Here is an 18,450-nt window from a genome sequence, read left to right on the forward strand (position 1 = left end):
CTTCGTCATCGGGGTTTGAGCCTGTGACCACGGCGCTGGGCCATGCGGCGGCGGGCTTGTCTGCGGCAGACCTGCAGCAACTCCTGTCTCTCCCCTATAGCGCGAGCGACCCGCTGGCCCTGTTTCCGCCCGAGTTCCGTTTCGACCCGCGGCAAGGCCAGCCCTTGCAGCTGCCAGCGGAGCCCGTTTCGCCTGCGGCCTGGGTGCCGGCATTCGGCCATTCGGCGCAGCAACGCGCGACCGATGTCAGTGGTTTGCGCCAGACGGCCCAGCTTCTGCAGATCGCAGGCCTGGCGCAGCGCCAGGAGACCGATGCCGCCGACCATCTGCTCAAGCCGCCAGCGGCGGGCGATTTCGAGTTTTTCTCCGTCCCCGCAGGCACGCAGGCTCCGGTGCTGCTGGCCTTGGAGCCTGGCAAGGGCTTGCTCTACGTCTGGCTGCCTGCATCCCTGCAATGGGCGCTGCTGGACCACCCGCAAGACCATTTGCTGGCCTCCTGCCTGCAAACGCGCGGCGCCGCATGGCGAGCCGAAGTCAGCACCCAGGCCACGGGCCACAGCCGGCTGTTTGTCCCGACCGACGAGGGCCTGGCCTGCATCACGCCCGATGTGCCGGGATTGGCATTTTCCGTGAGCTATGTGGGCCAGGCACCCGCCATGGGCTCCCCCATCCAGTGGATGGGGCAGATCTGGGCACCGCTGCGCATGGCCGACGGTACGGTGCAAATCGTCAGCTGTGACTTGCAGGGGCAGCCAGGCCCTGGCGTCACGCTTGCGGCCCTGCCGGCCGAGGTCGGTGCCCTGCAGACGCCCGTGGCCGATGCGCGCCGGGCGATGTGGCTCTCGGATGCGGGCCGCCTGGTCCTCAACCGCCGCAGCGCCGGCGGCGTGGATGCAGTCTTCCTGCCCTGGCCCGAAGGCCTGACGCCGGCTTTTGATTTCGGCGCGCCTTATCTGGCGAGCAATGGCGAGCTCTGGCAGCTGTGCTGGAACTCCGGCCAGAAAATCTACGAATACCTGAACCTCACGGCAGCCCAGGAAATGCGCATGCAGGCCTTGCAGCCGCGCATGAGCACCGGCGGCGTGAATTTCCGTTTCGCCCAGCGCCAGCGCACCGCGCCCTGGGAAGAGCCCGATCAAGGCCATGACGGCGCTGAAGTGGCCATCGTGCTGCCGATGGTGGAATCCACCGCCAGCCAGAACATTCTGGGGCTGCGCCTGGACAACACGTCGGGCCTGGCCGGCATGCTGCGTTCTTCCGAACGCATGCGTACCGCCCTGGTGCTCGATGAAGGCACGCGCCAGACGGCGTTTGCCGTTCTGACGGTGGCCATGCCCTGGCGCTTGCGCTGGTTTGTACACGGCGGCGTGCTCTGGGCGTTCCATGCCCAGCTGCAGTCAATCCAAGGGTGGGAGTTGCAAGCATGAAGCGATGGACTGTAGCCGCCGCCTGCGCGCTGGCGGCCTGGAGCCCTGCGTGGGCGCAAGCCCCCATGCAGCACGCTTTCCTGGTGCAGAACTCGGGCTGGATGGAGCCGTTCTATGCCGATGCCGCCTCGCAGCTCAAGCCGCTGGTCGCGGCCGTGGCGGCGGCCGTGGCCCAGCCGCAGGACCGTGTGACCACGCTGGCCTTCAACCAGAGTGCCGGCGCCAATGTGTCGCCGCGTCTGCTGTCGCAGGCGCAGGGCGCGGGCCAGGTGGCCAAGGATCTGGCGGGGCTGGAGGTGGCGCGCAAGGGGCAGGGGCCGCGCGGTGCGCTGGCCGACACCGATTTCCGCGAAGCCGTGCTGGGCACCATCACGGGGCCGTTCCAGCAGGCGCCGGGCGTGCTGTGGATCTTCACCAACAACAAGAACAGCCCCAACAACGACGCCCAGACCAGCGAGCGCAACCGCGAGTTCTACCACCTGCTGCACTCCGAGCCCTCGATCACCAAGACCCTGGCCTTTCCGCTGCGCATGCCGGTCAAGGGCCAGCTGTTCGAAGCCCAGGGCCTGATGGTTTACGCCCTGGCCTATGGCGCACCGGCCGCCCAGGCGCTGGACCGCATCCTGGCCGAAGGCCGGCTGTCCAAGGTACTGACCAAGCCGCCCGCGCGGCTCAAGCCCGTGGACCAGGACGCGCTGCGCATCGTCCCCCAGTCCATCAAGAATGCGCCCCATATGCAGGCCAGCCTGGCCAGTGACCAGCGCACGCTGGTTCTGGATGTGGACCCGGCCTATCTGGCGCCCAAGGTGACGCTGCAGGCTTCGCTGCAAAACCTGTTCTATCCCTACGCCATTGAAAGCGCGCGGGTCCAGGGCCGTTTGCTCGCGCCCCAGGGCAGCAGCGCCTTGCAGGTCGATCCGCCCATGGTGCAGGCCCTGGCGCCCGCGGCATCGCAGCCGGTGGAAGTGCATTTGACGCTGCCGGTCGAGCATGTGCCTTCGGCCTGGTCCATGCCGGCCTTGTCGGCCATGGGCAAGCAGGTGCTGATTCCGCTGCAGGTGGAGCTGGGCCTGAGCGAGCAACGCCTGGCGGTGTCCGAGGATTTCAGCCAGGACATGCGCGCGCTGTTCCCCGGAGACCCGATCTCCGAAGTGTTCACGCCGCCCGCATCCGTGCGTGCCTCCCAGGTCAATGTGCCGCTGCTGCTGCGCGTGCAGTACCCGCTGGCGCCCGTGCTGACCGTGGTCGGCGGCCTGCTGCTGCTGCTCGGCGGCCTGCTGGCCCTGGGCCTGCTGGGCAACCGCAGCCGGCGCTATGCGGTGGTCATCGACGGCCAGCCGCGCAATGTGGTGCTCAAGGCGTTTGCCCGCCAGTCGCTGCGCAATCTGCAAGGTGAAGAGGTGGGCGTGATTCGCAGCGGCCTGGGCGCGCCCCGGATCGTGTCGGTCAACGAAGGCCACAGCCTGACGCTGGGCAAGTCCTGATTTCCACCGAGATTCCTTTTCTCCATTTCTCCCCATCCACCCCGGAAAGACTTTAGAACATGTCACAGAACGAGTCGAGCAACAGCGGTTTTGCATTGCCAGCCCCCACCGACAACGCCGCAGCCGTTCAGGCCGCACCCGTGGCGCAACCGGCGGCTCAGCAGTCCAGCATGGTGGCCGTGAACCTGGGCACGCCCGGTGTCGATACTTCTTCGCGTGACCTGATGATTGGCGGAGCCATCCTGCTGGTCCTGCTGGCGGCCTTCTTCTTTGCCAAGAACGCCTACGCCAACACCTTGGTGGCCAAGCGCGTGCCGCCGAACAAGGCCAATGCGGCGGCCTGGTGGCTGTTCGTGTTCCTGGCCAGCGTGTCCACGGGCGTGGTGCTGTCGGCCGTGAGTGCTTCCAAGTTCATGACGCCGCTGGTCCTGGGCCCTCTGGCCGCCGTGGGCCTGGTCGGCCTGGTGCTGGCCCTGGTGACCGGCCGCAAGTAAGCGCCGCCGCCAGCCCACGCCTCGCCCTTTCTCTTTCAACCGACGCTGCGGGTCTCCCGCCGCGCCTTGGATCCACACTCCATGACCGATCAGAACACTTCCACCCAGACCAGCGCCGCGGCTCCCAAGCAGGAGACCCGCATGGATGTACGTCCCACGCTGTTTATCGGCGTCGGCGGAACCGGCATGGAAGTGCTGATGCGCGTGCGTCGGCGCATTCTGAACAATATGTGGGGCAGCGCCAGCCGGCGCGTGCGCATCGACAGCCTGACCGAATTCCCCATGGCCCAGTTCATCCAGCTGGACCTGGACAGCGGCGCGGTCATCGATTCGGGCCGCTCGCAAAGCGAGGACTTGCAGTACGAGCAGGTCAAGTTCAGCGACGACGACAAGATCGTCGAGACCTTCGACATGGAAAAGTACAGCCGTGACGAAGACGCGCTGGAAAAGTACCCGCACATCAAGGAATGGCTGCCGCTGACGCCTGGCGTCATCGCCAATCTCGGCATCGACCCCAGCAAGGGCGCGGGCCAGATCCGCGCGGTCTCGCGCATGTACTTCTTCGACAAGTACAGCAAGATCCGCGACAAGATCCGCGTCAAGCTCAAGACGCTCAAATCCGGCCTGTCCCATGAGCAGCAGCTCAACCACCTGGGCCTGAAGATGGAGCGCAGCAAGTTCCGCATCGTGGTCGTCGGCTCGGTCGCCGGCGGCACGGGTTCGGGCTGCTTCCTGGACATGGGCTGGCTGGCCCGCTGGCTGGCGGACACTGAAGTCGGTTCGGCCGATGTGGACTTGATGCTGTTCATGCCCACGGGCTACAACCAGGCCGGCAAGGACCGCACCGAAGCCAACGGCTACGCCGCGCTGATGGAGCTGGAATCGGCCATGCGCGGCAACCGCGCCTTCGTCGGCCGCTGGGATCCGCACGACCGGCCCACGCTGGACCGCGAGCCCTACAAGGAAGTGTTCCTGATCGACTCGGGCAATCTGGCGCAGCAGCACACCAAGGACCTCAAGGACGTCTACCACCTGGTGGCCGACTCCCTGTTCGAGGACTTCGCTTCGGGCGATTTCGCGCGCCGCAAGCGCTCGGTGGCCGTGAACCAGGCCCAGCACAAGAATTACCTGCACGACGCCCTGGTGCCGCGCAATCGTTTCCCCGACATGCGCCTGTCGTACTCCAAGCGCTACTCGGCCTTCGGCCAGTCCGTGCTCGACACCCGCCAGGAGTCGCGCCGCGAAAAGCGCGCCCACGAATGGGCCGGCGCCATGCTGCGCGCGTTCTTCGGCGTGGGATCCAGCGATGCCGCCGCCAACCGCGCGACCGACAAGCAGCGCGACGAGTTCATGGCCTCGCACCTGGCGCTGCGCACCACCACGTTCAGCGATTTCCCCGAGTTTTCCGACAAGAGCATAGAGCTCAAGCGCTCCAGCGGCGAGTTCATCGATTACTTCGTGGTCAACGACTTGCTGCAGGACAACCAGGGTGCCTTGCTGGGCGGCGTGGAGCAGCGCGTCAACGACCGCATCAACGACATCCGCTCGGGCTTTGACCGCAAGGAATGGGCCACGCAGGTGCGCGACGCGATCAAGCAGCTCGAACGGGATGCCGTGCGCGACCAGGATTCGGCCGCCGATACCACGGAAGACCGGGTCTCCAAGCGCCGCCGCGAGCTGCTCGCCGAGATGCGCACGACCGTGCGCGAACAGCTTTACGGCTATCTGGACAACAAGCAGTTCGGCGGCCTCGAGTACGTGCTGTCGCTGGTCGAGCAGGTCAAGGACCGGCTGGAAGCGCCCGGCACGGGCCTGCTGAGCGCCTTGGGCCTGAACGCCGAGCGCTACCGCGAAATCAAGGACGTTGTGCGCAGCCGCGAGATCGAGCGCCTGCTCGACAATCTGGCGCAGACCCGCGGCGGGCTGTTCGGCAGCGGCGAAAAGCAGGCCGGCCTGATCATGGACCAGCTGCGCACCGAAATCGCCAACGGCATCAAGTTCCACCTGCGCGCCAAGGCCGCGGAAGAGGCCGTGCAGCTGATGCAGGAGCTGTCGGCCTGGCTGGGCAAGAAGACGGGCATAGACACCCAGGGCCGGGCCCAGTGGAATGGCCTGGTCGGCGAGTTCCAGTCCGGCCGCGAAGCCGTGCTGCACATGCTCGAACAGTTGCAGCGCGCCAACGACATTCTGCAAAAGGACCTGAACGCCTCGCACGCCACCTCGATCGATCTGGCGGCGCCCGAGCAGGTGGTCGCCATGCCGGGCGCCGTGCAGCTGCGCGAATGGGCCGATGAAGCCTTCAAGGACCTGGGCGGCTCCAAGCTGCTGTTCCCCATGCTCACCGATGTGGACCAGCGCGGCAGCATCCAGGGCAAGGTGCTGCGCATGGCGCATAACCAGCTGCTGCTGGCCCAGGGCACGAACGAGGCCGCACCGGCCGATCCGCTGATCGACGCGCTGGAGCAGCTCGACCCCATGGCGCGCAGCGCGATTTTCACCAAGCTGCTGAACTGCGCCATGCCGTGGATAGACGGCAACCTCGGCGGTGATTTCGCCGTCAACGCCGACCAGTTCAAGTGCTTCATCGGCGTGGCCAACGCGACCGAGTTCATGCGCAAGTTCGGCGCCGAAATCGAAGCCTGCGCGCCCACCCATGTGGGCCTGACGGGCAACCAGATCAGCGTGGTGGAAAGCGGCCTGCCAGGCCGGGCCGTGTGCTACTGCGAGCTGTCCGGCGTGCCGCTGACCGTGCTGCGCGGCATCGAAGGCTGGCGCACCAGCTACCGCAAGGAAACCGACAAGAGCCCGACGCACACCCACATCGATCTGAGCCAGTTCACCCACCCGATCGCACCGTCGACCGATGAAGTCAACACCCTGGCCGAGGACTTCAAGCATTACCTGCAGGCCGTGATGATCGGCGAAGTCGAGCGGCTGGAAAAGCGCATCGTGCCGCCGGGCCAGTACCTGTTCAGCGTGGAAGAGGGCGAGCGCCGGCGCATCGGCAACGAGCGCATGCTGCGCCTCAACGGCCTGCCGCCCGCCTACCGCAGCGCCATCACGGCGCGCACCCAGGACCGTGTGACGGCCGCGAAACTGCCTGAGCTGGTCGCGCTGTACTGCCTGAGCCGCTTCTATGAGCGCAGCGTTTACGCGCCGCGCCTGATCCAGGATTCCAACCTGGTGGAAAAACCCCACCAGGGCTTTGCCAGTGCCATCGCCGCCGAAGTCAAGAACGAGCTCAAGGCGCGGATTCGCCGCTGCGGCCTGTCCGACGAGGAGCTCACCGCCCAATCCGAGCTGCTGCGCAAGCAACTGGCTGTCTGGGCCGAACCCATAGAGTTCTCCGACGAAGATGCCTATGCCTGGGAAGTGCGCGAAGTCGAGGACAACGAAAGCCCGCGCCTGAAATACCGACTGCGCGCCGATGCCGTCTCGGCTGGCCTGATCGACCGCGTGCTGAACGCCCAGCAGCAGCTGGCCGCCACCGGCATGGTCGCGGCCATGATGCCTGGCATGCCGTCGGCGATGCCTCCCATGCCTGGCGCCATGCCCCCGGCCATGCCCGGTCTGCCGCCCGTGCCGGCCTACCAGTACCACGTGGCCGTCAACGGCCAGCCCTACGGCCCGTTTGAGGTCGCCATGCTGCGCCAGATGCTGTCCACGGGCCAGATCCAGCCCAGCTCCAAGGTCTGGCGTGAAGGTTGGGGCGCCTGGGTGGATCTGAACCAGAGCCCGGAACTGCAGTCGCTGGTGTCGGCGCCTCCCGCCATGCCCATGATGCCCGGCATGCCGTCTCTGCCATGAGTGCATGGATTGCAATGGATTCGATTGAGGACATGACGTGGTAGATCCGGTGGAACAATGCAGCGCCTGCCGCCAGAAGCTCTGGAGCGTGGTGGCTTACTGCCCTTTTTGTGGGGTGCAAGCGGCTGCGGCTGCGGACGATGCGGTCAAGCCTGCCCAGGCCGAGGCGGCGGTCGTTCCGCCGCCCTTGCCGAAGGCCGTGCCTACGCCGGCTGCGCCTACGCCGGCCGCACCTGAAGCGATGAGCAAGGAGGCCATTCAAGCTGCGCTCAGGAAGGCCGCCGCCGAGGTGGCCGAGTCCAAGAAGCCACCCAAACCTAAGCAGCCGCGCCCGGCCCCGGAAGTGCCGCCGGTTCCGCCCCAGCCAAGGGAGCAGGACCAGCCCGCTGTACCGGCGCCGCGCCCGCCGACTATCGCGGGCAAAAAGTGGCTCCTGGGTGCGTCCGCGGCCTGCGTCCTGGTGTATTTTTTCTGGAGTCCCACGCCCTCCGGGCCCGATGACTGCGACCTGTCGCTGGCCCAGGCCCGGTCGGCCATGCAGCAGGAAAACGCCCAGGAGGCGCGTAGGCACAGCCGGGCAGCCATCGACAGCTGCAAGGACAAGCAGCGCGCGCTGCGGGCAAAGACCACGGATAGCGGCGCCCAGGCACTGCTGAAAACGCAGCTCCAGGCACAAGCCCAGGCCGAGCAGCAGTCCCGCCAGTTGGCACAGCAGCAGGCGCAGCAGGAATCACAGCAGCGGATCGCTTGTGAAGGCTCCAATCGCCTCACGACCGATCTGATGCGCACGGCCCGCCTCGAGAGCGCGCGCCAGAACCTGCAACGCGCGGGCGAAGCCTGTCACCACAGGGGGGAGACGCAGGGCTTGTTGCTGCAGATCGAGGACAAGCAGGCGATAGCGAACAAGGCGACGGCCGATGCGAGTGCCCAACTGGCCGACGGTGCCTTGGGCCTGGCGCGCGCCAGCATTGACCTGCTGAACCGGACCAATCGCGAGTCGACGGAGCTGCCGGAGTTGCGCGCCGCGCTGAACAAGGCCCAGGCGGCAAGTGCTGAAGCGGCCGCTCGACCAGTGCCAGCTGCAGCCCCTGCGCCGCAGACCGAGCTGCTACGCAGCTTCATCCGTGACGCCGAAGCGAGCATGCAGCAACGCCTTTATGACAAGGCCAAGACCTATGCGGAGAGCGCCCAGCGCATAGACCCGCGCAACCCCGAAGTCGCACGCCTGCTGCGCCGCATCAAAGAGCACGAAATGAGCTATTTGCGCGACCGCATCGTCATTGAGTAAGAGGGCCGCAGTGCCTGTCGTTTTTTTAGAAAAAGAAAGCCTTCCATGAGCCATACAAGCATTTTTCAACGCACGGTCGCGCTGGGCGCGGTACTGACGCTGCTGGCCGGCTGCGTCTCGGTCCCACAGGGTCCTGGTGCGGGCGCGGAGAGCACCCCCACCACCGCCCGCGCGGAAGAAGACCCTTGCAGCGCCGGCACCACGGCCCTCGCGGGCGCGGCCATCGGCGCCTTGCTGGGCGCGGCCATCAATGGTCGCAACGGCGCCATTGCGGGCGCGGCCCTGGGCGGCGCCGCGGGTTATGCCGGCTGCCTGGCCTACAACGTGCAGACCAAGCAGACCCGTACCGCCATGCAGGTGGAGCAGGACTACCGCCGCACGAACCGCGGCCGTTTGCCCGCCACGCCGACGGTGGTCAATTACACCGCCCAGGTCGATTCCGCGAAGATCCAGCGCGGCCAGCCTTTCAAGATCGCCTCCGTGGTGGAAGTGGTCAACGGCCAGAAGCAGCCCGTGCAGTCGGTGCGCGAAGAACTGGTGCTTTACACGCCCGATGGCCAGCAGATCAACCACGACCCCAAGTCCAAGCAGTTCCAGGCCACCAGCGGCGGCCGCTATGAAAACTCGTTCGAACTGAACCTGCCCAAGGGCGTTTCGCAAGGCGTGTACCCGGTCAAGACGCAGCTGTACGTGAACGAAGTACTGGTCGCCAAGCGCGACCTGTCGGCACGCGTGGTCCTGGTGGACGACATGCCGCAGATCATTCAGCTTGCCCAGCGCTGAACTGGATCAGCCCAGGGAAAGAACGCCTATCTGATCTGTCCAGATTTGCGGAACCAAGCAAAAAAACCTCCCCGGTTCACCCGAGGAGGTTTTTTGTTTGGGGCGCGTCGTTCTTACTGTCCCATGACCTGACCTTTGTACAGCAGGCACTCCGGCGTGACTTCCGGTACCGAGCAGGCGCCCAGCATGGCCATGTTGCGATCGACTTCGTCGCGCAGCAGGCTGATGGCGTGCTCCACGCCTTGCATTCCGCCCACGGCCGCCGCATACATGAAAGGCCGGCCCAGGAACACCATCTGCGCGCCCAGCGCCACGGCCTTGAGCACATCGCTGCCCCGGCGTACGCCGCTGTCCATCATCACCACCGTCTTGTGGCCTACGGCGTCGACGATGCGTGGCAGCACCACCAGCGGCGACGCAGCGCCATCGAGCTGCCTTCCGCCATGGTTGGAAACGATGATGCCGTCGGCACCGATGTCCACCGCCCGCTGCGCGTCGTGCTCGTTCAGGATGCCCTTGATCACCAGGTTGCCCGACCAGCGCTGGCGAATGGCTTGCAGATGCTGCCAGTTCAGGTGGTCGCGGCCCGTGGTGTCGCGGATCGCGGAGTTCGACAGCATGGGCGCGCCACGCGTGGCGAACGAGTTCTCGAAATGGGGCATGCCGTGCAAGGCCAGCGTGCGCAGGAAAGTGCCCACCAGCCAGCGCGGGCGAACCATGCCGTCCCAGGCCAGGCTCAGGGAAGGGCGCAGCGGCATGGAAAAGCCCGTGCGCACATTGTTTTCGCGGTTGGCCCACACCGGAATGTCCACGGTGACCACGAGCGTCTTGAATCCCGCGGCCTTCACCCGGTCGATCAGTCCGTCAACGCGCGAGGCATCCCCAGGCAGATAGGCCTGAAACCAGGTGGAGGGCGCTGCCTGGTACACATCTTCCATCTTGATGAGCGAAGTGCCGCTCATGATGGCCGGGATGCCCGCGTTCGCCGCGGCCTGCGCCAGCACCAGATCGCCGCGGTAGGCGGAGATGGCACTGATGCCTACCGGCGCTACACCGAAAGGCGAGGCATAGCTCTCGCCGAAGACGGTGGTCTTCTGCGTCCGGTGGGACACGTCCACCATCACCTTGGTGAGAAAGCTGTAGTCGCCAAACGCAGTGCGGTTGGCATTGAGCGAAACATTGTCCTCCGCGGCGCCCGAAATGTATCCGAACAACGGACGCGGCAGATGTTGCCGTGCAGCGGTTTCGAAGTCGTCCAGCGACAGAATGCGCTGCAGGCGACGCGGCAGGCCCACGCGCTTGCCATAGGCAGCCTGCGTGGCTGCAGGCGCGGCAGGGGAGGTGGGCGGAAGTTGGAGATCAGTGCGCATCGGAGAAGGCAATCATCAAGAAAAGCGGGCAAAACGATAAATGCCTGACTTGGGCTTGGCACAAGTCAGGCATCACGCGGGCAGGTGGCGAATATTAGCGCGCAAACGTGCCGCGCTGGCGCATCAGCTCGCGGTGCAGGAGCTCATTCTTTTCGAATGGCGCACGGCCGTGCACGAAGAAGTAGTTGTTCAGCACCACCAGGTCACCCGTGGGCAGGCCCACGGTCTTGGTGCCGCTCGAGGCTTCCATGGACTCCGACAGCGCCTTCAGGTACGCGGCTTCGTCGCGATTGGCGGGCTGAACGAACTGGTCGATGAAGGACATCGACAGGCCGAACTCGCCGTGGAAGAACACGGGGCGTTCCACGCGGTCGTTGACGTTCTTCGAGCCGGGGGACTTGTACAGCAGCGGCTTGGAGCCCAGCGGGTCCATGGCAAAGCGCTGGCACTCGGCCCAGTCATCGAGGTGCAGGAAGCGCGACTCGCCGCCCACGGCGTTCTTTTCATCGAACTTCATCATCAGCAGCCAGTCGGTGGCTTCGGTGACGAACGTGCCGTCGGTATGCATGGTGAACAGGCGGTAGGCCTGGCGCAGGTAGGAATCGCTGGAGTCCGTGTGCTTGACCACAAAGCGCGCGTAGTAGGTGCCGGACATGGAGTCGTGGTTGCCCGGGCCCAGGATGTGGCCGATGGCCGTGCCAAAGCGCACGTAGTCGGCGCTGTCCTCGGTCAGGCCTTGCACGCCAATGGTGAAACCGCCGTGGTTGCGGTCCTTGGTGATGGCCACCAGCTTGTCCGCGAACTCCTTGCCCATGCGGTTTTCCAGCGCGTCAGCCAGATGAAAGCGCATGAAGGACACGTACTCCAGGTTCTGCACGTCGATGTGGCGCACGTCGTCCAGAAAGCCTTGCAGCGCATCCTGGTTCACGGTGATGTGCAAGAGCCGGGGGTGCTCAGGGTGGGGAGCGATGGAGTAGGTGGCGGCGGCCGGGTTGGCCAGGTACTTGGATGCAGTGGGGGCGTTCATGTGAAGGCTTCCTTTAACGAAGTCTCGATTGAATCGCAATGCGTTGATATGATCCAGAGGGGTAAATAGAATCTTTTATCTGATTTCAATATCAAATGCTGACCCATAGACAGCTTCAATATTTCGTCGCCGTGGCGGAGGAATTGCACTTCTCCCGTGCGGCGGACCGCCTGGGCGTGGCGCAATCGGCCGTCAGCGTGCAGGTGCAGCAACTGGAGCAGCAGCTGGGGGTGCGCCTGATTCTGCGCAACAAGCGCCAGCCGATTGCGCTCACGGACGCTGGCGCCATGCTGTATGCCGAAGCGGTCGCGGCGCTGCGCCACATAGAGCGCGCGGAGCAGGTCGGCCTGCTGGCGGCGCGCGGACTCAGCGGCAATATACGCATGGGTTATGTCGCCTCGGCCGTGACGTCCGGGCTATTGTCCCGGCTGCTGGGAGACTTTCGTGCCAGCCATGCACAGGTGCGCATGCAGGTCATCGCCATGGAAACACCCAAGCAGCTCAATGCCATCGATACGGGCGAAATTGATGTCGGCCTGGTGCGGCCTCGGCGCCAGTACCCCGACGGCGTGGAAGCGATGATCGTGCACAGTGAGCCGTTCATGGTGGCCATGCCCGAATCGCACGCGCTGGCACGGCAAGTCGCCGTGCAGTCGTCTGACCTCAAGGGCCAGACTTTCATCGCACCGCAGTTCAACGAGTCGGAAGGCTTCTCCGAAGTGCTGGCGCGCCTGGCGTCCGCCGCCGGCTTTCCCGTGACGGCCGAATACCACGTCAATGATTTCATCACCGCCACCAGCCTGGCTGCCGCAGGCTATGGCGTGGTGATCGTGCCCGAGTCGATACGGCTGTTCGGCCAGCCCGGCGTGGCGTTCCGGCCCATCAGCGATTTTCATGAACTGGGGCACCTGGCCCTGGCGTATCGCAAAAGAGAGCATTCGCCAGCGATTCGCTCCTTTGTCGCCGCCGCGCGCGCCCTGCACCCCGAATGAGGCGGGCAGGGCGCGGCGTTCAAGGCTTCAGCGCAAGCCGCCGCCGGCCGCATCGGCGGCACGTTGGATCAGCTCGATCTTGTAGCCGTCAGGGTCGGTCACAAACGCGATCACGGTGCTGCCGCCCATGACCGGGCCGGCTTCGCGCGTCACATTGCCGCCCGCGGCCTTGATCTTGGCGCAAGCCGCGTAGGCGTCGGGCACGCCCAAGGCGATATGGCCGTAAGCCGTGCCGTGGTCGTAGCTTTCCGTGCCCCAGTTGTAGGTCAGCTCGATCTCGGCCTGGGCCGGATTGCCACCTTCGAAGCCCAGGAAGGCCAGCGAGTACTTGTACTCGGTGTTCTCCGAAGTACGCAGCAACTGCATGCCCAGCACGTTGGTATAAAAATCAATAGCGCGTTGAAGGTTGCCAACGCGCAGCATCGTGTGTAGAAATCTCATGCCCCAATTGTGCCGCCAGATGCACTGCCTTGCAGGCGGGCAACCGCCATAGGGATATCGGCGGCGCCATCAACCGCGCGGCGTGGGCTTGCCCATGTTTCGCCTTTTCACCCAGCGCAGCATGCCGGTGATACACAGCAGTGCAATGACCAGTCCGCTCAGGCTGATCAGCAGGCGCCCCGCCAGGCCCCAGGATTTGCCGGAGTGCAGGGGATACATCCAGACCAGGAAGCGGTCGGTGGCGGTGCCGCTGAGGTAGCCGAAACGGCCCAGCAGCTCCCCCGTCTGGTCGTCGATGAACACCTGTTCGTAGCGAACGCGCAAGGCCTGCTCGCGCATGCCCGGCTCCTTGAAGGCCACACGGTAGGCGCCCCGTGGCGCCAGGTGTCCCATGTACCAAGGAACATAGTCCTGCGCGGCGTCGGGCAGCAAGCCGCGCGCGGCCTGCACCGCCTGCTCGGGCGAGAGTATGGCGCTGCTGGGACGGGGAGCGCCCAGCTGCGCCAGGGTCGCGACGGGGTGGGGTGAAATGGGACCGAACAGGCTGGCAACGGGCTTGAAGACTTCATTGCCCAGGTTGAGGTAGATGCCGGTGAAGGCCGTGCACAAGGCCAGCGGCAGTACCCACAAGCCCATGGCACGGTGCAGATCGTTCACGAGCCGGAAGCCTTTGGCGCCGGCCTTGAGTTGCCATGCAGGCTTCCAGCGGCTCCAGAAGTTCGACCAGCGTGCCGGCAGCGTCAGCACCAGGCCGCTGAGTGACAGGAGCAGCCAGAGAATGGCCATGGCTCCCAGCAGTTGGTTGCCGATTCTGCCCGGCAGGGTCAGCGTGCGGTGGAACCGGTTGAGCCAGGGCAGCAAATGGGCGCGGTCCCATTGCCAGGCACCCCATTGGCGCGCGCCGAGCACCCGACCGGAGGAGGGGGCGACGAACAGGCGGTCGAAGCCGAGGCCGGCCGTGGCGCCTGCCGGCAACTCCCGTGCCTGCACATGCCACTCGCTTGCCTGGCCCGGCCGGGTGTCCAGCGGCAGCTGCGTCACGCGGATGCGCGGGTCCTGCGCTTCGACACGCGCAATCAAGGCGTTGGGCGGCAGCGCCGGCTGCAGGTTGCCTGTGCGAAACAGCCCGGGGTTCAGCGCCGCGTCCAGCTCATGCTCGAACGCGATGATGCTGCCCGTGACGCTGCACGCCAGAAGAAGAACCGCGATGACCAGGCCGCACCAGCGGTGCAGCCTGCGGAGCAGGCCTCGCATCGCGTATCACCAGGTGTGGGCGTAGCTGACTCTGAGCACCGCACCGGCCGCGGGCAGACGGCTGGTGTTGTTGTTGCTGCGCAGCAGCGGGCTGTAAAGCGGGAAGTAGTTGCGATTGAAGAGGTTTTCCACGCCCACGGAGACGCGGTTCTTGGGGTCGATTTTCCATTGGCTGATCAGGTCCACCGTGGTGTAGCCGCGGGTGTCGTAGCGGCCGAAGCTGGTCTTGCCATCCAGGCGGTAGTCCTTGCCGGCGTAGGAAGTTGCCTGGAGACGGTGGCTCCAACGCGCATTGGGCCGGTATTCCACATAGGCGGTGAGCTTGAGCGGAGGAATGCGAAAGCCCGTCATGCCCTGGTAGTTGCTGGCCGTTTGCAGCCGTTCGCGACCCTTCATCCAGGTGAAGCTGCCGCCTGCGCTCCAATGGTCGTCATCGCTGAAGTAGTCCAGGCCGCCCTCCATGCCGTGGATTTTCTCCTTGGTGCGCAGCAGCGTGAGCCCGTTGTTGAAGCTCTGGACCGCACCCAGATCGGACTGCGACTGAAAGCCGCCCAGGTTGGCGAGCAGGTTGGCGAACTTCCCGCGCCAGCCGATTTCCACCGTGTTGGTCTTGACCGCTTGCAGGTTGGAATTGCCGATGTTGAAACCCAGGGTCGCATTGCGCACCACCACGCCGATATCCGGCAGTTCAAAGCCCTGGCTGTAGGAAGCGTAGATTTCCTGGCCCTTGACCGGGTTGAAAACCGTGCCGAGGTTGTAGGTCCAGGCATCGTATTTGACGGTGCCGCCGGCCACGGATTGGGGGCTGGGCACTTTCGACTGGGACAGCGGCGTGAAGTCGTTGAAGCTGGCCTGTGCCCGGTCATAGCGCGCGCCGCCCTCCAGCGACCACTGCTCGTTGAATTTGTGCTGCAACTGGGCAAAGGCGCCCAGGCTGCGGGTGGTGACCGGCGGCATGTAGATCAGGCGGCCGATCTTCTGAAAAACAAGCCCGCCCGTGGCGTCATAGACCTTGGGATCGAAAATGTCGATGGGCATGTCGGTGCGCTCATGGTTGAAGTCGGCGCCCCAGATCAGCAGCGTGTCCTTGTCCTTGCCCAGCGGCGTCTTGAGGGTCAGACGCCCGCCAAAGACATCGGAGTTTTGCATGGACTGGTCCACATTCGCGCCGCGCACCGGCACCGCGCGGGCGTCGAACGGCGCAAAGCGCGTATGGAAGTCGCGGTAGTAGAGCTGAGCGGCCAGCGTGCTGCCAGCGATGTTCCGGTTCTCGTAGTCGAGTCCCAGCATGGTGTTCTTGATCTGGTTTTGATCGGCAAGCACCAGGCCCTTGATGGGCCTGGCGGCCGCCGAGCCCGCGGGCAGGCGCGCCACCGAGGGGTCGGACGCGTAGTCCGTGTCCTGGTTGGCGTTGTAATGGCTCGCCGAGAACTGCAAGCGCTGGTCGGCATCGAGCTTGAAGCCGATCTTGGCCGATGCGTTGTAGATGTTGGAGTCGAAAAGGTCGCCCTGGCTCGGTTCCGGGGCAATGCGATTGCCCTTGGCATCGAAGGAACCCCCGACATGCTTGGCACCCAGGCTCACCGAATAGTCGACGACCTCGCCGCCGCCCGACAGGTAGTGCTGTACTTCGCCGCCGATTCCCGCGCCTTTGGGGTGGTAGAGCGGGGTGGACCCCGTGACTATGGTTTCCGCCTTGGTCTCGCCTGACGGGCGCTTGGTTCGCACCGAGACGATGCCGCCCGCCGCGCCGCTGCCGTAGATGGCGCTGCTGCCGCGCAGCACTTCGATCTGCGCTATGTCCGCCGGATTGATGTTGGCGAGGTTTCTCGACGAGTCGCGATTGGTGTTCAACGGGATGCCATCGACCAAGATCAGCATGTTGCGACCACGCAGCGTTTGGCCATAGTCCGTGATGGTATGGCTGGAGTCCGCCATGCCGGGAACGACTTTGCTGAGCATGGTGGCCAGGCTGTCCGAGCCTTGTCGCAGTTGCTGGACTTCCTCGGCGTCGAGAGTGGTGATCTGGCGGGAGGGCGCCACGAGGTTGTTCTGCGTGCGTGCCGTGACCGTGACAGCGCCCAGCTCAGCCCCATCCCGCGCGGTGCTTGAAGCGGGCACTTCCGCAGACTTGGCGGCGGGCGCGGACAGCGGCTCCAGCACATAGCTGCCTGGGCTCACCTGGCGCACGCCAAACCCAGTGTTTTCGAGCAAATGGGCAAAACCGCCGTCAATGGAGAATTTGCCCGACAAGCCGCGCGCGCTCATCCCGCCGAGCTGCTTCAAGTCCACGCTGAGGTTGACACCGGCCTGCGCGGCAAACGCCATCACCGCGGGACCCAGCGGCCCGGCCTGAACCTGGTAGGTCTTTTGCGCACCGTGGGTGGCGGGTTCGGCGGCATACACCGCAGGCGCCTGCAAGAGCATCGCCGTGGTGAAGGTGAGGGCGGCCAGGGCCGTCGCGCGCAAAGGGCTGGTGTGCATGTCGTTGGATTCCCGTAACTGTCAAAAGAATGGACTTCACAAGCCATGACAGGCGAGGGCGAAAAACAGGACAGCGATGGAGAAAAAATTTCAGCGGCGGGTGATAGCCACCCAATACCGCGTGTGTTGGTGCACGCGCACCGGCAAGGTCTGCTCCAGCAGCGCCAGGATGCGGTCCGTGTCGCCCAGCTGGTAGGTGCCCGAAACGCGCAGATCGGCGATGTCGGCGTCACAACGCAGAATGCCTTCGCGATAACGGCCGACCTCTGCCAGGAAGTCTTGCAGCCGCATGTCCTGCGCATAAAGCACGCCCAGCGTCCAGGCGTCCGGCTGGGTTTCAAGCGGCACGTCCGGGCGGCTGCCATGGCCGTCGAAACGCAGCTGCTCTCCGGCATTCACCACCGTGGGCGTGGCGAAGAATGCGGGCGTCACGCGCACCGCGCCTTGCAGCACCGACAGCGTGGTGCTGTGCTCGTGCTTGCGCACAATGAATCGGGTGCCCAGTGCCTGCATCTGGCCGTGCGTCGTCTCCACGATGAAGGGCTGGCTGGCAAACTCCGGTGCGTGCGAGGTCTGCACGAGTATCTCGCCCGTGTGCTGTCGGATGCGCCTTGCCTCGCGGTCCATGCGCACGCTGATGGCCGAGGCCGTATTGAGTTCCACCCGGCTGCCATCGGCCAGCGTGAACGCGCGCCGTTCGCCCGTGGCTGTACGGTAGTCGGTCGTCCAGCTGTGCCAGGGCATGTGTTGGTAGGTGAACCATCCCAGCGCCGGAGTCGTGACCAGGAAAGCGGCTGCGCGCAACAGCTGGCGACGCGAATTCGACAGGCGAGGGCGGTTCAGCACCGCCATGCCGACGGCCGAGGGCAGCTTGCCCATGTGGCTTTGCAATTGCTGCGCACGCTGCCACACATGTTCATGCTGACTGCTCTGGCTGCGCCAACGGGCCAAAGCGGCCTGCTCGACTTCACTGAAGTCAGAGGCATGTCTGCGGGCCAGCCATTGGGCGGCCTCGTCGAGAATGCGTGGGTCGGCAACAGACATGGTCAGGCGTTGAGCATCACTTGCAGGCATTGGCGAAAGCCCTGTGCCATGTAGCGGGTCACGGTGCGCACGCTCAACTGCAGCTTGGCGGCGATTTCCTCATAGGACATGCCTTCCAGCTGGGACAGGAGAAATGCCGTGCGTACTTTGGCCGGCAAGGCATCGAGGAGTGCATCCAGCTCCTGCAAGGTCTCCAGCAGAATGGCCCGGTCTTCCACCGACAGCCCATGGGCCTGCGGCAACAGATGCAAGGAGGCCAGATAAGCCTGCTCCAGCGAGCGGCGTTCGAGATGATTGACCAGCAAGCGCTTGGCCACGGTCGTCAGATAGGCCCTGGGCTCACGTATTTCCTCGATGGAATCCGTTTTGCCGCCAGCCCAGATGCGCGTGAAGGTGTCCTGGGCCAGATCCGCTGCATCGCTGCGATTGCCGAGCTTGCGCTGCAGCCACGCGACCAGCCAATGGTTGTGCTGCACGTACATGCTGCCCAGCGCAAGACTGGCGGCGTTGTCGGTCGATGGGGTCACGGGCCTTTTCTCGATGTGGCGATAAGTT

General features: G+C 65.1%; 14 protein-coding genes. 7 read left to right on the forward strand and 7 right to left on the reverse strand.

What is annotated here, in order from left to right:
- Window positions 1-23: 23 nt before the first annotated feature.
- The 6 genes from N0K08_RS14485 to N0K08_RS14510 all read left to right on the forward strand — a co-directional run bounded on the left by N0K08_RS14485 (window position 24) and on the right by N0K08_RS14510 (window position 9,283).
- Window positions 24-1,427: a hypothetical protein gene (locus tag N0K08_RS14485; protein WP_261501100.1), complete on the forward strand. Its 1,404-nt coding sequence runs from the start codon at window positions 24-26 to the stop codon at window positions 1,425-1,427.
- A complete protein-coding gene (locus N0K08_RS14490; protein ID WP_261501101.1) occupies window positions 1,424-2,911 on the forward strand; it encodes a hypothetical protein in 1,488 nt (495 codons plus the stop codon). Before N0K08_RS14485 ends, N0K08_RS14490 begins: the two co-directional genes overlap by 4 nt.
- A gap of 59 nt (window positions 2,912-2,970) precedes the next feature.
- Window positions 2,971-3,405 carry a hypothetical protein gene (locus N0K08_RS14495; RefSeq protein WP_261501102.1) on the forward strand — a complete coding sequence of 145 codons (435 nt, stop codon included), beginning with the start codon at window positions 2,971-2,973 and terminating at the stop codon, window positions 3,403-3,405.
- A gap of 81 nt (window positions 3,406-3,486) precedes the next feature.
- Window positions 3,487-7,212: a tubulin-like doman-containing protein gene (locus tag N0K08_RS14500; RefSeq protein WP_261501103.1), complete on the forward strand. Its 3,726-nt coding sequence runs from the start codon at window positions 3,487-3,489 to the stop codon at window positions 7,210-7,212.
- Window positions 7,213-7,249: 37 nt separating this feature from the next.
- Window positions 7,250-8,500 (forward strand): hypothetical protein, encoded by a 1,251-nt coding sequence (locus N0K08_RS14505; protein ID WP_261501104.1) that lies wholly within the window; start codon window positions 7,250-7,252, stop codon window positions 8,498-8,500.
- 45 nt (window positions 8,501-8,545) lie between these two features.
- Window positions 8,546-9,283 (forward strand): hypothetical protein, encoded by a 738-nt coding sequence (locus tag N0K08_RS14510; RefSeq protein ID WP_261501105.1) that lies wholly within the window; start codon window positions 8,546-8,548, stop codon window positions 9,281-9,283.
- 113 nt (window positions 9,284-9,396) lie between these two features.
- Here the strand turns inward: N0K08_RS14510 and N0K08_RS14515 are convergent, their stop codons facing one another.
- Together N0K08_RS14515 and glaH are read right to left on the reverse strand one after the other, a co-directional pair.
- Window positions 9,397-10,653: an alpha-hydroxy acid oxidase gene (locus tag N0K08_RS14515; RefSeq protein WP_261501106.1), complete on the reverse strand. Its 1,257-nt coding sequence runs from the start codon at window positions 10,651-10,653 to the stop codon at window positions 9,397-9,399.
- 94 nt (window positions 10,654-10,747) lie between these two features.
- A complete protein-coding gene (glaH, locus tag N0K08_RS14520) occupies window positions 10,748-11,680 on the reverse strand; it encodes a glutarate dioxygenase GlaH (protein WP_261501107.1) in 933 nt (310 codons plus the stop codon).
- Window positions 11,681-11,775: 95 nt separating this feature from the next.
- Here glaH and N0K08_RS14525 point away from each other — a divergent pair, with 95 nt between their 5' ends.
- Window positions 11,776-12,672: a LysR family transcriptional regulator gene (locus N0K08_RS14525; protein WP_261501108.1), complete on the forward strand. Its 897-nt coding sequence runs from the start codon at window positions 11,776-11,778 to the stop codon at window positions 12,670-12,672.
- 27 nt (window positions 12,673-12,699) lie between these two features.
- Here the strand turns inward: N0K08_RS14525 and gloA are convergent, their stop codons facing one another.
- From gloA to N0K08_RS14550, 5 genes are all read right to left on the reverse strand, one after another.
- Entirely contained in the window at window positions 12,700-13,113 is a 414-nt protein-coding gene (gene gloA / locus N0K08_RS14530) for a lactoylglutathione lyase (protein WP_261501109.1), read from the reverse strand.
- A gap of 69 nt (window positions 13,114-13,182) precedes the next feature.
- Window positions 13,183-14,367, reverse strand: coding sequence for a PepSY-associated TM helix domain-containing protein (locus tag N0K08_RS14535; protein WP_261501110.1), 1,185 nt, complete (start codon window positions 14,365-14,367; stop codon window positions 13,183-13,185).
- 6 nt (window positions 14,368-14,373) lie between these two features.
- A complete protein-coding gene (locus N0K08_RS14540) occupies window positions 14,374-16,794 on the reverse strand; it encodes a TonB-dependent siderophore receptor (protein ID WP_408642963.1) in 2,421 nt (806 codons plus the stop codon).
- 147 nt (window positions 16,795-16,941) lie between these two features.
- Window positions 16,942-17,895: a FecR domain-containing protein gene (locus tag N0K08_RS14545; RefSeq protein ID WP_261501112.1), complete on the reverse strand. Its 954-nt coding sequence runs from the start codon at window positions 17,893-17,895 to the stop codon at window positions 16,942-16,944.
- A 2-nt stretch (window positions 17,896-17,897) separates the two neighbouring features.
- Window positions 17,898-18,377 (reverse strand): sigma-70 family RNA polymerase sigma factor, encoded by a 480-nt coding sequence (locus tag N0K08_RS14550; RefSeq protein WP_261501531.1) that lies wholly within the window; start codon window positions 18,375-18,377, stop codon window positions 17,898-17,900.
- Window positions 18,378-18,450: the final 73 nt, after the last annotated feature.

It is taken from the genome of Acidovorax bellezanensis, from assembly GCF_025421555.1.
In the GTDB taxonomy this organism is placed as follows: domain Bacteria; phylum Pseudomonadota; class Gammaproteobacteria; order Burkholderiales; family Burkholderiaceae_C; genus Comamonas; species Comamonas bellezanensis.

Bases quoted from the DNA above. Each gene is read 5' to 3' on its own strand.
- N0K08_RS14490 (WP_261501101.1), top strand. From the start codon at position 1,424: ATGAAGCGATGGACTGTAGCCGCCGCCTGCGCGCTGGCGGCCTGGAGC.
- N0K08_RS14495 (WP_261501102.1), top strand. From the start codon at position 2,971: ATGTCACAGAACGAGTCGAGCAACAGCGGTTTTGCATTGCCAGCCCCC.
- N0K08_RS14500 (WP_261501103.1), top strand. From the start codon at position 3,487: ATGACCGATCAGAACACTTCCACCCAGACCAGCGCCGCGGCTCCCAAG.
- N0K08_RS14510 (WP_261501105.1), top strand. From the start codon at position 8,546: ATGAGCCATACAAGCATTTTTCAACGCACGGTCGCGCTGGGCGCGGTA.
- N0K08_RS14515 (WP_261501106.1), bottom strand. From the start codon at position 10,653: ATGCGCACTGATCTCCAACTTCCGCCCACCTCCCCTGCCGCGCCTGCA.
- glaH (WP_261501107.1), bottom strand. From the start codon at position 11,680: ATGAACGCCCCCACTGCATCCAAGTACCTGGCCAACCCGGCCGCCGCC.
- N0K08_RS14525 (WP_261501108.1), top strand. From the start codon at position 11,776: ATGCTGACCCATAGACAGCTTCAATATTTCGTCGCCGTGGCGGAGGAA.
- gloA (WP_261501109.1), bottom strand. From the start codon at position 13,113: ATGAGATTTCTACACACGATGCTGCGCGTTGGCAACCTTCAACGCGCT.
- N0K08_RS14535 (WP_261501110.1), bottom strand. From the start codon at position 14,367: ATGCGAGGCCTGCTCCGCAGGCTGCACCGCTGGTGCGGCCTGGTCATC.
- N0K08_RS14540 (WP_408642963.1), bottom strand. From the start codon at position 16,794: ATGCTCTTGCAGGCGCCTGCGGTGTATGCCGCCGAACCCGCCACCCAC.
- N0K08_RS14545 (WP_261501112.1), bottom strand. From the start codon at position 17,895: ATGTCTGTTGCCGACCCACGCATTCTCGACGAGGCCGCCCAATGGCTG.
- N0K08_RS14550 (WP_261501531.1), bottom strand. From the start codon at position 18,377: ATGTACGTGCAGCACAACCATTGGCTGGTCGCGTGGCTGCAGCGCAAG.